General features: G+C 68.8%; 12 protein-coding genes and 1 pseudogene. 6 read left to right on the top strand and 7 right to left on the bottom strand.

Annotation, left to right across the window (positions count from 1 at the left end):
• Window positions 1-304 precede the first annotated feature (304 nt).
• Together ACQPZP_RS03080 and ACQPZP_RS03075 are read left to right on the top strand one after the other, a co-directional pair.
• Window positions 305-1,471, top strand: coding sequence for an IS110 family transposase (locus ACQPZP_RS03080; RefSeq protein WP_433476099.1), 1,167 nt, complete (start codon window positions 305-307; stop codon window positions 1,469-1,471).
• Window positions 1,472-1,693: 222 nt separating this feature from the next.
• A complete protein-coding gene (locus tag ACQPZP_RS03075) occupies window positions 1,694-2,428 on the top strand; it encodes a class I SAM-dependent methyltransferase (protein ID WP_433476098.1) in 735 nt (244 codons plus the stop codon).
• A gap of 193 nt (window positions 2,429-2,621) precedes the next feature.
• Here the strand turns inward: ACQPZP_RS03075 and ACQPZP_RS03070 are convergent.
• Window positions 2,622-3,349, bottom strand: a pseudogene (locus tag ACQPZP_RS03070) (transposase family protein); the annotation flags it as partial.
• Between the two features lie 185 nt (window positions 3,350-3,534).
• On the opposite strand from ACQPZP_RS03070, the gene ACQPZP_RS03065 reads away from it, so the two are divergent.
• Complete coding sequence (locus tag ACQPZP_RS03065) at window positions 3,535-5,394, top strand: ABC transporter ATP-binding protein (RefSeq protein WP_433479540.1); 1,860 nt, start codon at window positions 3,535-3,537, stop codon at window positions 5,392-5,394.
• Window positions 5,395-5,441: 47 nt separating this feature from the next.
• Here ACQPZP_RS03065 and ACQPZP_RS03060 read toward each other — a convergent pair whose 3' ends face one another.
• Window positions 5,442-6,152: a hypothetical protein gene (locus ACQPZP_RS03060; RefSeq protein WP_433476097.1), complete on the bottom strand. Its 711-nt coding sequence runs from the start codon at window positions 6,150-6,152 to the stop codon at window positions 5,442-5,444.
• 162 nt (window positions 6,153-6,314) lie between these two features.
• Window positions 6,315-6,896 (bottom strand): hypothetical protein, encoded by a 582-nt coding sequence (locus tag ACQPZP_RS03055; protein ID WP_433476096.1) that lies wholly within the window; start codon window positions 6,894-6,896, stop codon window positions 6,315-6,317.
• Between the two features lie 232 nt (window positions 6,897-7,128).
• Here ACQPZP_RS03055 and ACQPZP_RS03050 point away from each other — a divergent pair, with 232 nt between their 5' ends.
• Entirely contained in the window at window positions 7,129-8,256 is a 1,128-nt protein-coding gene (locus ACQPZP_RS03050) for a suppressor of fused domain protein (RefSeq protein WP_433476095.1), read from the top strand.
• A gap of 29 nt (window positions 8,257-8,285) precedes the next feature.
• Here the strand turns inward: ACQPZP_RS03050 and ACQPZP_RS03045 are convergent, their stop codons facing one another.
• Window positions 8,286-9,293 (bottom strand): hypothetical protein, encoded by a 1,008-nt coding sequence (locus ACQPZP_RS03045; protein WP_433476094.1) that lies wholly within the window; start codon window positions 9,291-9,293, stop codon window positions 8,286-8,288.
• 24 nt (window positions 9,294-9,317) lie between these two features.
• On the opposite strand from ACQPZP_RS03045, the gene ACQPZP_RS03040 reads away from it, so the two are divergent.
• Window positions 9,318-9,950 (top strand): TetR/AcrR family transcriptional regulator, encoded by a 633-nt coding sequence (locus ACQPZP_RS03040; protein WP_433476093.1) that lies wholly within the window; start codon window positions 9,318-9,320, stop codon window positions 9,948-9,950.
• On the opposite strand, the gene ACQPZP_RS03035 is transcribed toward ACQPZP_RS03040, so the two are convergent.
• The 3 genes from ACQPZP_RS03035 to ACQPZP_RS03025 form a co-directional block, all read right to left on the bottom strand.
• Window positions 9,933-10,655 (bottom strand): helix-turn-helix transcriptional regulator, encoded by a 723-nt coding sequence (locus ACQPZP_RS03035; protein WP_433476092.1) that lies wholly within the window; start codon window positions 10,653-10,655, stop codon window positions 9,933-9,935. The two genes, ACQPZP_RS03040 and ACQPZP_RS03035, sit on opposite strands and share 18 nt — an antisense overlap.
• A 10-nt stretch (window positions 10,656-10,665) precedes the next feature.
• Complete coding sequence (locus ACQPZP_RS03030) at window positions 10,666-11,604, bottom strand: alpha/beta hydrolase (RefSeq protein ID WP_433476091.1); 939 nt, start codon at window positions 11,602-11,604, stop codon at window positions 10,666-10,668.
• A 182-nt stretch (window positions 11,605-11,786) separates the two neighbouring features.
• Window positions 11,787-13,367, bottom strand: coding sequence for an MDR family MFS transporter (locus tag ACQPZP_RS03025; protein WP_433476090.1), 1,581 nt, complete (start codon window positions 13,365-13,367; stop codon window positions 11,787-11,789).
• Window positions 13,368-13,474: 107 nt separating this feature from the next.
• Between ACQPZP_RS03025 and ACQPZP_RS03020 the strand changes: the two genes are divergently transcribed.
• Window positions 13,475-14,029, top strand: coding sequence for a TetR/AcrR family transcriptional regulator (locus ACQPZP_RS03020; protein ID WP_433476089.1), 555 nt, complete (start codon window positions 13,475-13,477; stop codon window positions 14,027-14,029).
• The last annotated feature ends 13 nt before the right edge of the window (window positions 14,030-14,042 follow it).

The raw sequence follows: 14,042 nt of genomic DNA, 5'->3' as shown, positions 1-14,042 counted from the left end.
ACTCGGCGACCGAACTCGACGATCACCACGCTCACACCAGCAACTGGCAACGACGCGATAAGACCGCTCAGCGGCTACTTGTTTCATTGCCTCAGGACCGGTGCCCGGCCAGGCTCGGTCCAGGCGCCCGGGCCGTCGCTCTCTCATCGGCTGCCCACGCTGGTCGTGTGGCTCTCTTTTGGCCTGCGCGGTCCGGGCGTCGCCCCAGGGCGGGGAGAGGCTCAAGAGGGGTTTGCTCGGCTCGAAGTAGCGGTGCCCTCCCGGCTCGACAACCAGGTGATGGATCGAGCATCGGAGGATCGGTATGGACCGAGTGGTCCTTGGCATGGACCCGCACAAACGCTCCGCGACGATCGAGGTGATGGCCGACGACGAGACCATCCTGGGCGGCGGACGCTACGGCACCGACCGCGACGGCTACGCCGCGATGCTGGGCTATGCCCGGCAGTGGCCGAACCGGGTGTGGGCCGTCGAAGGCTGCAACGGGATCGGCCGGCACATCGCCAACCGGCTGCTGGCCGATGGTGAACAGGTCGTCGATGTCCCGCCGAAGCTGTCGGCACGGGCGAGGGTGTTCGCCACCGGGCAAGGCCGCAAGACCGATGCCACCGATGCGCACTCGGTCGCCCTGGTCGGCACCCGGATGGCGGGTCTTCGACCGGTGGTCAATGACGAGCAGCTCGCGCTGCTGCGGATTCTGGTGGACCGTCGCCGGTCCCTCGGCGAGGATCACACCCGGATGGTCGCCCAGTTGCATCAGCTGCTGCTGGAGCTGGTTCCCGGCGGGGCGAAGAAGAGCCTGTCGGCTGCCCAAGCCAAGGCCCTGCTCGCCAAAGTCCGACCTCGCGACGCCGCTGGCAAGGCACGACGCCGTGTCGCCGCGGAACTGATCAGCGACCTGGAACGCATCTACCGGCGTTCCAAGGACGCCGACAAGGAGCTCAAGGAGCTGGTCGCCGCCACCGGCACCACCCTGATGGACCTGCACGGCATCGGCCCCTCGGGTGCCGCGCGCCTGCTGGTGGAGGTCGGCGACATCACCCGGTTCCCCAGCCGGGCGCATTTTGCCTCCTGGAACGGCACGGCCCCCATCGACGCGTCCTCCGGTGACCAGGTCCGGCATCGGCTGTCGCGGGCAGGGAACCGGCAGATCAACCGGGTGCTGCACATCATGGCCACCGTCCAGCTCCGCAACCCCACCCAGGGCCGCACCTACTTCGACCGGAAGACAGCCTCGGGCAAGACCTCGATGGAAGCGATGCGGTCCCTCAAACGCCGCCTGTCCGACATCGTCTACCGGCGCATGCTCGACGACGCCCTCAGAGATTCGACAACGGGCCCGGGAGGGCATCGGGGAGCGACTACTGACTCCAGCGCGGCCGACTCACATCCCCATACCGGCACTTCGGACAAGCCACTTCCCGGACCCGCCATCACCCAGCCTACGACCGTCCTCGGTACGGCTTCTTGACACAGAGGGGAGCCAGAAGAGTGCGTTCTTTGTTGTCGGCGACCAGCGCGAGCGGCAGGTCCAGGCACGCGCTCAGCCCGGCGCCCGTCCACACGTCGCCGTCGCGGATGAAGACCGGGTCGGCATCACCACGGTGTCGGGTCCTCGGCGGCGAGCTGGTCGGCGGTGGACCAGTGCGTCGTAGCCGGCCCCCGAGCGGCCGGTTCGTGGCAGAGTGGCGGGATGCCTGGCGCGCGGTACGGGATGGATGCGCCCTACGGGTTCGGCTTCGTGGGCCTGGTCGTGCTGGGGTTCTGGGTGACCGGGCTGGTGATGGCGGTCACCGCCGATCTGGCCGCCGCGCTGCCCGCGCTGGTCTCCGGCACCCTGCTGGCGGGATGCCTGGCCCTGAGCCTGCACGCCACGCTGCGCGGCAAGTTCCTGGTCTGGCGGGACGTGCTGGACGAGCTGGACCTGCGTGGCGACGAACGGCTGCTCGACCTCGGCTGCGGACGCGGCGCCGTCCTGTTGGCCGCCGCCCGGCACCTCCCGCAGGGCCGGGCGGTCGGCGTGGACCTGTGGCGCGGACGGGACCAGTCCGGCAACACCCCGGCGGCGACCCTGCGCAACGCCCGCGCCGAAGGCGTCGCCGACCGCGTCCACGTGCAAGGGGGTGACCTGCGCAGACTCCCGTACGCGGAGGCAAGCTTCGACCTGGTCGTGTCCAGCCTGACGGTGCACACCATCTTCGGCGCGGACGCCCGCGCCCAAGCGATCGCCGAGGCGTACCGGGTGCTGCGGCCGGGCGGCCGCCTGCTGATCGCCGACCTGGCGCGGACCCCCCGCGAGTACGCCGCGGTGCTGGCCCGGCTGAACGCCCAGGACATCCGAGTGCGCGGCCTGGGCTGGCGCGCGTGGTGGGGCAGTCCGTGGGTCCCGACCCGCCTGCTCACCGCCCGCAAACCAGCCACCCGCTGAACACGCCTGCCGGCACGATCCGGGCCCCACGGTCACCTGGATGCAGACGGGAGGCAGTGGGATGGTTCGCTCGGAATCGCATGTCTTGGGACGGACGAACCGCAGCGCTCCCGGGCCGGTCCCGGCCGAGCCGACCGGCCGGAACGTGAAGCATGGTCTTGTCTTGATCACTGATCCTTTTTCGGTGTGATGGGGACTCTCGGAGTTGAAGGACGTGGATGGCCTTGGCGATCCGTCCGGCCCGGAATGGGCAGGAGCGCAAGTTTCGCCATGTCTTGAGCTGGGCGTTCGCCCGTTCGCCCGGCCCTCGCAGTTGGGCATGGGCCCGGTTGGCGTCCTTCTGCGTCTCGGGCTTGTCGGGTCCCTTGTAGGGCGTCAGGACGTGCTCACCGGCTCCCTGATACGCCTTGTCGGCCAGGACCAGGATGCCGGTGGCGGCCAGCGCGCGGATGATGCCCCAGATCTGGGCGGCCTTCAGATCGTGCACCGACCCGCGCAACTGCCCCGACACCCACAGCGGCCGTCCGGCCGGGCAGCGATGACCTGCAGGTTCATCCCGTGGCGGTGGTGCTTCCCCGAGTACAAGGGCCGGTCGGCAACGATCCGGTCGATCGCCACCGGCGTCCCGTCCAGGACCAGGTAGGACAGCCGGTCACGGCGTGCCTTGCGTAGGGCGGCATCGAGTTTGGGAGCGCGCTGGGCCGGCAGGTCGACCGACTCGGTGATGTACCGCCAGGCGGTGCTGGTCGAGACGCCGAATCCGGCGGCCGGTTCGGTGAAGGTCTCGCCTTTGCGCAGGTAGACCAGCACCATCAAGGCTTGGGTGGACGGTGGCAGGGCTCGGCCTTTGCTGCCGATCACGGTGCGGTGCCGGCGGATGACGCCGGTGGTGCAGGTCAGGGTCTGACGCGACAACGGCAGCCGTCGAGGCGGTAGGCGCGGCGCCGGGACGTAGCGGGCCGGGCCCGATCGTTCTTTTGGCGGGCGGGGCAGTGCCATTTCCGAGATGCCGCGTGATCGCCCGGTGCGCCGGAGAAATACGTTCGCCTTTCCGGGACAGCCTGAGGCAGCATGGGAAAGGCAGCGGAGCGGGAGGGCGGTTGGCTGTGCTGGGAGTACGAGGTGGCTCCAGGGACGGCCGGTCGCCCCGGCAGCGAGCGGTTCTGCTCGCCCTGCGCTATTACGGCGATGTGCTGCGCCGTCAGTGGCGGATCTCGCTGCCGGCGATGACATTCCCGGCGCTCGGGAACACCTGCCTGTTCTACCTGACACCGCTGGTGGTGGCTGCTCTGGTGGGGCACCTGGCCGACGGCGGGGAAAGCGACGTCGTCGCGCTCCTGCCCTACGTCCTTGCCTTCGCAGGTCTGATGCTGGCGGGAGAGGTGCTGTGGCGAGGGGGTCTCCACTTCCTCAACCGGACGGACGGCCGAGGCATAGAGCAGCTCGGAATCGTCGGCATGGATGAGCTGCTCGCCAAAGACACCGCCTTTTTCCACGAGAACTTCGCCGGTTCACTGACCAAACGGATACTGAGTTTCTCCGGCGGGTTCGAAAACTTCGCCGATACTCTCACTTTCTCGATCATGGCGAACGTGATCCCGCTGTCCTTCGCCTCGGTGATCCTGTGGCGATATCACCCGCTCCTGGTCGTCGTTCTCGTCGGACTGATCGTCGTCACCGGATTCGTCGTCAGCCCGTTCATCCGCCGCCGGCAGATGCTGGTGGACGAGCGCGAGGCCGCCAAGGTGCGGGTGTCCGGCCACGTCGCCGACGTGCTGACCAACATGGAGACGGTCCGTGCGTTCGCCGCCGAGGAGCGGGAGGCCACCGAGTTCCGTGGCCGGATCGCCGAGCAGTACCGCCTGTCGCTGCGCTCTTGGGATTACGGCAACCTGCGGGTGGACACGATCGTCGCCCCGATGTCGATCCTGACCAGCGCGCTGGGTCTGCTGGCCGCGGTGGCACTCCGCGGCGGCCTCGGGGTGGAGGCCATCGTGGTGACGTTCTCCTACTACACCAACGCGACCCGGATCATGTTCGAGTTCAACCAGGTCTACCGGCGGGTGGAGAGCACGCTCACCGAGGCCGCGCAGTTCACCGAGTTGCTCCTGACCCCGCCGACCGTCGTCGACCCGCCCGACCCGCAGCCGTTGCGTCCGGTGGACGCGGCGGTCCGCTTCGAACGGGTGCTGTTCGCGCACGGTGACGGCCCGCCCCTGTTCGACGGACTCGACCTGGAGATTCCCAGCGGCGCCAAGATCGGCCTGGTGGGCCGGTCCGGTGGCGGCAAGACGACCCTCACCCGGCTGCTGCTGCGTCTCATGGACGTCGACGGCGGCCGGATCCTCGTGGGCGGCCAGGACATCGCGCGGCTACGCCAGAGCGACCTGCGCAACCTGATCGCGTACGTCCCGCAGGAACCCGCGATGTTCCATCGGTCGGTGCACGACAACATCGCCTTCGCCCGGCCGGGTGCCACCGAGACCGAGATCCTCCAAGCCGCGCGGGCGGCACACGTCACCGAGTTCATCGAGAGCCTTCCGAACGGGTTCGACACGCTGGTCGGCGAGCGGGGCGTCAAGCTCTCCGGCGGTCAGCGGCAGCGCGTCGCGCTCGCCCGCGCCATCCTCCGGGACGCCCCGATCCTGCTGTTGGACGAGGCCACCAGCGCTCTGGACTCCGAGAGCGAACTTCTCGTCCAGGAGGCCCTGTGGCACCTGATGCGCGACCGCACCGCACTGGTCGTCGCGCACCGCCTGAGCACGGTCGTCCGCATGGACCGCCTGGTGGTGCTCGACCACGGAAGCGTCCTCGAAGAGGGCTCCCACGGAGAACTCCTCCAGGCCAAGGGGGCTTATGCCCGCCTCTGGCACCACCAGTCGGGCGGCTTCCTCACCGACGAGACCGCTCCGGACGCCCCGGCCGCCGCCCAGCATGACCGGAGATCACAGTCGGCGATCGGCTGACGCGCCGCGCGCCGTAACCGGCCGTCGACCGCACGCGGCGACCGTCACTATGGCCGTGGGCACCGGTCGGGGAGAGCGACTCTTCCCGGGGTGTGCTCGAACGTGTTCATCACGAGCCACTCGTCCAGTTCAGGGTCGTAAAGGTTCTGGACGCCGAATTGGAGGACCTGCCAGAAGGTCGCGGGGTTCCGTTGATCGACGTAGATGTCGCCGAGTGCGAGCGGGAACCGGAGGAATTTCCCCGGAGGCAGCTGCGGAACGACGACACCGACCCTCCAGTGATTCACCTGGCGTTGCGGATTCCGCTGCAGTACCTCCGGCCCGACGAACCGCGCCGTCCTGAGCTTCTGGTTCAGAGTGTCCAGGTTGAACCCCGGGATGCGCGAGCATTCGTGATCGTTGAGGCCGGGCCATTTATAGGTCAGCGTGTAGAGCGAGTTCCGGTAGATGAGGTTCGTGAACCAGATCGGGTAGCTCGGGCCTCCCGCGACCATCTGGCTGTCACCGTTTCTGCCCGCCCAGGTGAACGGCACCGTGATGCCCAGATCCCGGACGATCCATTTGCCCCTGCCATGAAAATTTCGTGGGAGCCTGGGCGGTGGTGGCGTGGGATTACCGGTCTGTTTCGCGGCGGTGGTGCCATCAGACCGCGTCGGCCCGGTCCGCTCTGCGGCGACCGCCGGGGACAGTGCCGATGTGGCGATTAATCCGGTGAGTGCGGCCGACGTGGCCACCCGACGTGTGCGTGTCCAACTCATGGCTCTCCCCGGCTGCCGCGTCGCGCGCCGCCCCGGCGCAGCATCCGAACGCAGCGATGCTTCTGCACCGTCCCCGGCATCAAAGAGAGAAAAAACCACAGGCAGGTCACGGTCTGACCTTGTCCCGGTGAGGACGGAATGCCGGCGCCGTGTCGAGGAGGACTACCCGAGCACCAGGTTGCGGTCGGGAACGCCCAGCCCCTCATGAGCCAGCCACATGCGCAGTGCCAGCAGATACAGGCCGAAGACGAGCACCGGGGACAGGAGCGCGCACAGTCGCGATCGGGTGCCGGCCCAGCACAGGCCCGCGAATGCCAGGATCGCCAACGCAGAAAAAGTCAGCCCGAGGACTTCGAGTACTCGGCCTGGTCGATGCAGACAGTGGAATGTGCCCGCGCCCCCTGATCCGCCGCAGACCGTCCCCGCCTTCTCGTTGAGAAGGGTGTAAGGCGTGAACATGTAGGTCAGAACATTGAACACGCCGCCAACGAAACATGCGACAACGTTCAGCACCAGGCCAGAAATCTGATAACCGTCCAGGCCCCGCCTGTCACCGCCTCCAATAAGGAGATCGATCACCGCCACACCGGCCATCATCCCTACCACGGCCAGAACGGCCAGCGTTCCAAGCGCCCAGCCCACGCTTGACACAAGGAACGAGGACCCGTTCTCTGCCACCACCCAGGTCATTACGGTCAGTACGAAGAGGAACGGAACCGCCAGACAACCGATGCCAGCAGTCACATTTAGCGATTGTCTGATTGCGTTGTCCGCTCTCTCCATATGGAGAACCGTACCGTCGCATTGCTATCGCAACCAGCCTGTTCCGCCGATCCCGCCCCCACCAGCCCGTCCGGCCCGTTACGCGGAACTCGGTTAGCGCCGGTCAACGCAACTGGCCGGGAGGCCCGGTACCTGGCTGGGCCGCGGCACTACGATCTCGGTGGTCTCTTGTCTCCGGCGAAAAGGGCCGCCAATGGTCACGAACTCCGAACTCGTCCGGGTCTTCGGTACGGACGGCGTCATCACGCTCGACCGCGATCAGCTTGAGGAGCGCGGCTTCCGGCCGGAGGACGTTGAGCTGCTGTCCGAGGTCGGCATGCCGGTCACCGCCGGCATTCTCTTCACGATGCACGTGAACGGTCCCTTCGATGCCCTGCAGGTCTTCGAGGCCGAGACGCCGGAGCGAGCCGCGCGTTTCATGGTCCTCGGCAAGGGCCGTACCGACGACCGGATCCGCTACACCGTGGAACTGGAGAGCAGCAATGTCTTCCTGCTCGCGCTGGAGGACGGCGTGCCCACCCCCGAGCCCGAGACCATCAACACCTCGCTTGGGGCGTTCGTCGAGTTCCTGTACCGAAACGAGCTGTGCGCGCAGGAGATGGGCGGGGCGCCTCTCGAAAAGACGCGCCCGTACATCGAAAGGCTCATCGCCGACCTGAGGACACATGACGAGCGCGCCCTCGCGCCGGACACGTTCTGGGGCGGGCTGATGGACGCCTACCTGAACGGGGGCGTCCCCCGACAGCGTGAGGGCAGCCGAGAGGCGATCGCCGCCGCGCTCCAGGCGCACCTTCCCGATGACAAGCCGCTGCGCTGGGCGACCAACATCCCGTTGGGCGAGGGCGTCCAAGAGCTGAGCGCGCACCGCGCGGACGGCTACTGGCTGCTCGTCACGTGGGGTTTCAGCGACCTGGACGGGCTACTGGACGTCGAACCCGAACCGGGTGCGAGCGGTCTCGGCTTCGAGCTGACGATGCGCGTCCCGCGCGACGAAGACGACGAACTGCCTCCCGGCTGGGCGCTGGCGACGCTGCAGAACCTCGGCGAGTACGTGTTCGGCGAGGGGTACCCGTTCGCCGATGGGCACCGCATGGGTGTCGCCGGACCGCTCGGCCCGGAGACCAGCAGGCTCAACGCGCTGGTCTTCGTCACCGACCCGCACTTGGGCGTGATCAATGCCCCGGACGGGGAGGTCGAGTTCATCACCGCCGTGGGCGTCACCCGAGAGGAACTCGCCGAAGCGAAGGCCACCGGCAACGACGCGCTGCTCGCCCGCCTCACCGGATCGGACCGCGTCCCGGTCACCGACGTCACCCGGTGATCTTCAACTTTCCGGCGAGCGACGCGTGATCAGCGGCGGTAGTGCTCGGCGACGGCGGTGAAGGCGGCCTTGGGTTCCCACGTCATGTCGGGGTAGGTGTCGCCGCGCCGGTCCTGGAGGACCTTGACGATGCCGGGGCTGGCGAGGTCGAGGTCGTCGCGGGGATCACCGTCGGGGCGGTGCGGGAAGCCGTCGAGTGCGAAGAGGAACACGAAGGTGGCGTCCACGCCTTCGGTGTCGAAGATCTCCAGCACCTCGGTCAGATAGGTGGCCTGGCCGGGCTCGTCGCGAACGTACTCGCCGTTCAGCCGGATCGGCTCGCCGGTGTCCTCGTCGTACTCGACGATCTCCATCCCGCGAGCGCCCCTGTCACCCGCGCCGCGGTAGGTGGACGCGCCGAAGCCGGTGATCGCGACCGGTTTGCCCGCCGCGACGAGCCTGCGCACGCCGTCCTGGAACTGGTCGGCGACCTCGGCGGACCGGATGAGCTCGAACGACGTGATGTCGAAGCGCGTCCAGTCGACCCGCTCGAACGGTATGGCGCAGTAAGTGACCTTGCCTCGGAAACGTTCCCGGACCATGCCGACCGCCTCGCCGAGGAAGTCGTTGAGATGGGTGCCGACCTCGGTGAACCGTTCAGCGCTGTCGGGTCGGCCCAGCAGCAGCCCGAGCCGCTCATCGGTGCTGTCACCGGGCAGGAATCCCTTGTTCATCAGCGTCGGTTCGACGCCGGTGACGAACACGACCTCGGCCCCCGCCTCCCTGAGCCGCTCCGCCCGTTCGGCGCAGTCGGCGAACAGCGACATGATCTCGCCGGCCGTGAGCTCCAGCGGGTACGGCGAGAACCAGACCTCCAGCCCGAGCTCGGCGGCGTGCGTCGCCGCCAGCTCCAGCCGGTCCGGATCACCGCCGGTGACCTGAACGGCGTTGCAGTGCAGGTCATCGCGGATGATGGCCAGCTCACGCCTGACCACCGCCGGATCGAAGCGCTCTCTGGAGATCTTGCCGTTCCGGACGAAGCCGGTGTCGTACGTCATGCCCTTGGCTCGCACGATTCGGGGTTGCGCGAGCAGAAGAAGCAGGCCACCCGGGAGGCGTTGCGCGCGGCGGCGCTCCGGCTGGCGCTGGAGCGCGGGCCGGAGCATGTGCGCGTCGATGACATCGCTGAGGCCGCCGGGGTCTCACCACGGACCTACAACGACTACTACTCCAGCCGCGAACAGGCGATCGTCGCCGCCGTCACCGCCGAACGGGAGGCGCGGGTCGCGGCGGCGGTGGCCGCCCGGCCCGCCGATGTCCGCCTCGCCGACGCCGTCATCGGGGCGATCGTGGACCAGTACACCGATCCCGGCGAACACGGCCGTGACGAGCTGCTGTTGATCACCAGCCGCCCCATGCTGCGCGAAGCGTTCGTGAACACCGCGACGACGATCGAAGACCCTCTCGCCGACGCGATCGCTCGCCGCCTCGACGACGAGAACACCGCCCGTGTCCTCGCGGCGAGCGTCGCCGCCGCCGTCCGCGTCGCGCTCCAGCGCTGGATACAACCGCTTCCCGCGTCCTCTACGACCGGTGGGCTCGTCACACTGTCCGGCTCGCCGCCAGACCTGATTCGCGCCGCGCTCGCGCCGCTCGCTCCCGCATTGGACGCGGCGGAAACGAACAGCCCGGCACGCTCACCGCGTCGGCGGTGAGAGCGGGGCCAGTGCGGTGGGTCGCACCGCGCCGGCGGCGGACGAGCCGAGGAGTAGTTCGGCCAGGTCATGAGGCTGTGCGTGTTCACCGGTCGGAGCCGCCGCCGCGATCCGGTCGAGCCGGAAGCCCCGGCCGGCCAGGCGCGTGCGGCACCAGGCGATGAGGTACCAGCGGCCGTTGGCGGTGAGCAGTCCGGCCGGTTCCACGACGCGGTCGCTTTCGTGTCCTGCCGCGTCGGTATAGGACAGCCGCAGCACCAGGTCGTCGGCAAGGGCCTGCTCCACCGCGGCGCGGACCGCGGAGTCGCAGCGCGCGGGCAGGGTGACGATCCGTGCGGCGAGGTCCCGGGCCGCCGCCGAGGCCGGGCCCGCCATCGAGGCCGCGATCTTCTGAGCCGCCGTGCGGGCCGCGCCGGCATAGGGGGTGGAGGCGTCGGCCGCGGCGAGCACGGCGGTGAGTGCCGAGGCTTCACCGGCCGTGAGGTGGATCGGAGGCAGGGTCATCTGCGGGTCGATCGACCAGCCGCCGCCTCGCCCGGTCGTGGAGCGCACCGGGACACCGGCCTGCATCAGTGTCTGCAGGTCGCGCTGCACCGTGCGTGCGCTGACCTCGAACCGCGCCGCGAGCGCCGCGACCGTCAGCGGCCGCGGCGCCGCCGCGCGCAGTTCCTCCACCAGCGCGTACAGCCGGGCAGTTCGGTTCATTCCGCCGACGCTACTGTCCTGCGGAGGCCAGGAAGTCCCGCTGGCGCCGCTGTTCCCGCTCGGTGATGGTCAGCGAGAAAAGGGTGAAGCCGTGCATCGCGCCCGCCACGACGCCGAGTTGCACAGGCGCGCCCGCGGCCTGCCACCGTGCGGCGAGGAACAGTGAGTCGTCCAGCAGGGGGTCCTCGGTGCCGACGACGATCCGGGCGGGCGGCAGCTCGGCCAGGTCGGCGAACAGGGGCGAAACCTCCGGGTCACGGCGCTGCTCGTCCCCCATCCCTGGCGTGAACATGTCATAGCTGCCCCGAAGCGAGTCAGTGTTGCTCAGCAGCCGTCGGGGGCCGAACGTCCGCTGGCTTGGTGTCATCGAAAGGTCGTAGGGACCGAAGAGCAGGTGGGCCGCCCGGAACGCGCCGGTGATGCCGTGCCGGTCGCGAAGGCGCAGCAGCGTCACGACGCTGAGGTGGGCACCGGCCGACTCACCGCCGATCAGCAGCCGTTCGGTACCGAACTCGGCCGGGGCGTGTTTCACCAGCCATCGAGCGGCCGCTTCGCAGTCGTCGGGCCCGGCGGGGAACGGGTGTTCCGGCGCGAGGCGGTAGTCCACGCTCGCCACGGCCAGCCGTGTCCGCTCGGCGAGCCGCCAGAGCCGCTCGTCCTGCCCGTCCGCGGAACCGAACGCCCAGCCGCCTCCGTGGATGTGCAGGTACACGCCGTCGACATGGTCCGGAATGAAGACCCGTACCTTCACCCCGCCCTCGACGATGCGGTCCTGGCCCTGCGGCAGCCGTACCGGTGGCGTGTCGCCGCCGAGCCGGTTGCGCCGCAGCGGCGCCAGCGCGGCCGCGCTCGGCACCTTCCCGCGAGCCGGCCGGCTCGCGGCGGCGGCCTCGAACTGTTCGTTGAACGCCAAGGTCTCGGGAAGGCAGTCCTCATCTGTGAGCGTCATGTCGTCGACGGTCGCAGCTGCCCGCGACAGCGTCCTGTCACCCTTCTTTTGTGAACCGCATCACGTCCCAGCAGCGATGCCGAACACGCATGGAGCCGGATCCGCGCCGTCCTTGAAGACGACCGGTACGGCGACAGGGGCCGCCCCTGTTGAGGACGGCCCCTGTCCGGGTGCTGTGAGGGTCAGAGCGCGACGGGTTCGGCGACGGTGCGCTCTTCCGGGGCGGACTTGTCGGTGGGGCCGCCGCGGAGCGGGGTCTCGCGGATGAACCAGGCGGCGACGATGGCCAGCAGGGTGAACGCGGACGCCCAGAGGAAGACGTTGTGGACACCGGAGGTGACCGCGTGCTCAACGGCGTCGCGCACGTCGGCCGGCATCCGCCTGAGCAGCGCCGGGGTGAGCTGGCCGCCGCTGCCGGAGATCGACTCGCCGGCGCGCTCGCCCAGCCGGTCGGTCAGCGCGCCGGTCAGGTGGCTGCTGTAGATCGCGCCGAGGATCGACACGCCGAGCGAGCCGCCGATCGTACGGAACAGCGTGGCCGCGCCGCTGGCCGCGCCCATGTCCTTCATCTCCACGCTGTTCTGCGCGATGAGCATCGTGTTCTGCATCAGGAACCCCATGCCGGCGCCGAGCACGACCATGAACAGGCCGGTGGTGAGCTGGGTGGAGTCCACGGTGAGCTGGGCCAGCAGCAGCATGCCGGCGGTCATGAACAGCCCGCCCACGATGGGGTAGACGCGGTAGCGCCCGGTACGGGTCACCAGTTGCCCGACGCCCATGGCGGTGACGAGCATGCCCATCATCAGCGGCAGCAGGAGCAGGCCGCTGTTGGTGGCCGAGGCGCCCTGCACCAACTGCTGGAACTGCGGCAGGAAGGTCACCGCACCGAACATCGCGAAACCGACCAGGAAGCCCAGCACCGAGGCCAGCGTGAAGTTGCGGCTGCGGAACAGGCTCATCGGCAGGATCGGGGACTCGGTACGGAGCTCCCACAGCACGAACAGGGTCAGCGCGACGACGGCGCCGACGCCCAGGCCGATGATCGTGACGGAGGACCAGTCGTACTCCGTGCCGCCCCAGCTGGTCATCAGCGACAGGGAGACGATGCCGGCCGTCAGCAGGATCGCGCCGATGTAGTCGATGCGGGTGTTGCCGCGCGGCCGCTTGGGCAGATGCATGGTCAGCGCGGTGACCACCAGGGCGAGGGCGCCGAGGGGCAGGTTGATGTAGAAGGCCCACCGCCAGCTGAGGTGGTCGGTGACAAGGCCGCCCAGCAGCGGGCCTCCGATGAATGCCAGCGGCATGATCGCGGCCATCAGCCCCTGGTAGCGGCCGCGCTCGCGGGGCGGCACCAGGTCGCCGATGATGGCCATCGCGCCGACCATCAGACCGCCGGCGCCCAGTCCCTGGACACCCCGGAAGGCGATCAGCTGCATCATGCTGTGCGCCATGCCGGCCAGTGCCGACCCGGTCAGGAACAGCACGATGGCGGCCATGAACATGCCCTTGCGGCCGTAGATGTCGCCGAGCTTGCCCCAGATCGGCGTCGCCGCGGCGGTGGCCAGCGTGTAGGCGGTGACCACCCAGGACAGGTGCGCCAGCCCGCCCAGCTCGCCGACGATCGTGGGCATCGCGGTGCCCACCACCATGTTGTCCAGCATGGCGAGCAGCATCCCGATCATCAGCCCGCTCATGACGATGTAGATCTGGCGCTTGCTCTGGGGAGGCGCCGCCGTTCCGCTGTCCGTGGGTGTCGTACTCATCTCGATCCTCGCTCCGTCCGCACTTACCTGCCGCCCGGCTAGTTTGCTTACTTGTCGTACGGTAAGCTACGAACTAGCCGGGCGTCAAGTAAGTTTGGGAGGACGCAATGACCCGCCGACGAAGCGACACCCGCGAGCAGATCCGCAGAGTCGCCCTGGAGCTGTTCGCCGAGCAGGGCTACGAGAAGACCTCGCTCCGCGAGATCGCCGAACGCCTGGAAGTGACCAAGGCGGCGCTGTACTACCACTTCAAGACCAAAGAGGACATCGTCGCGAGCCTCTTCGAGGACTTCCACGCCGAGGCCGAGGAACTGCTGGAGTGGTCGCGCGGGCAGGAGCCCACCCCGGCGTCACGCCGGGAGTTCGTGCGCCGCTATGCCGAGATCATCCAGGGTCCCGGCAGGGAGATGCTCCGGTTCATGCAGCAGAACGAACCGGCCGTACGGGACCTGAAGGGCGGCGCCGACCTGCGCGCGCGCATGCAGTCGTTCGCCGAGTTCCTGGTCGACAAGGATTCGAGCCTGCCCGACCAGATCCGGGCCCGCATGTCCATCTTCAGCCTGCACCTGGCCCACTTCGCCATGCGCGACACGGCCGTCGACGAGGACGAAGTGCAAGCCGCCGCCCTGCAGGTCGCGCTCGACCTCATCCCGGAAGACTAGGCATTCGCTCGAA

It is taken from the genome of Spirillospora sp. CA-142024 (assembly GCF_050942325.1).
Taxonomy (GTDB): domain Bacteria; phylum Actinomycetota; class Actinomycetes; order Streptosporangiales; family Streptosporangiaceae; genus Spirillospora.
This window is presented reverse-complemented; position numbering and strand designations above follow the sequence as displayed.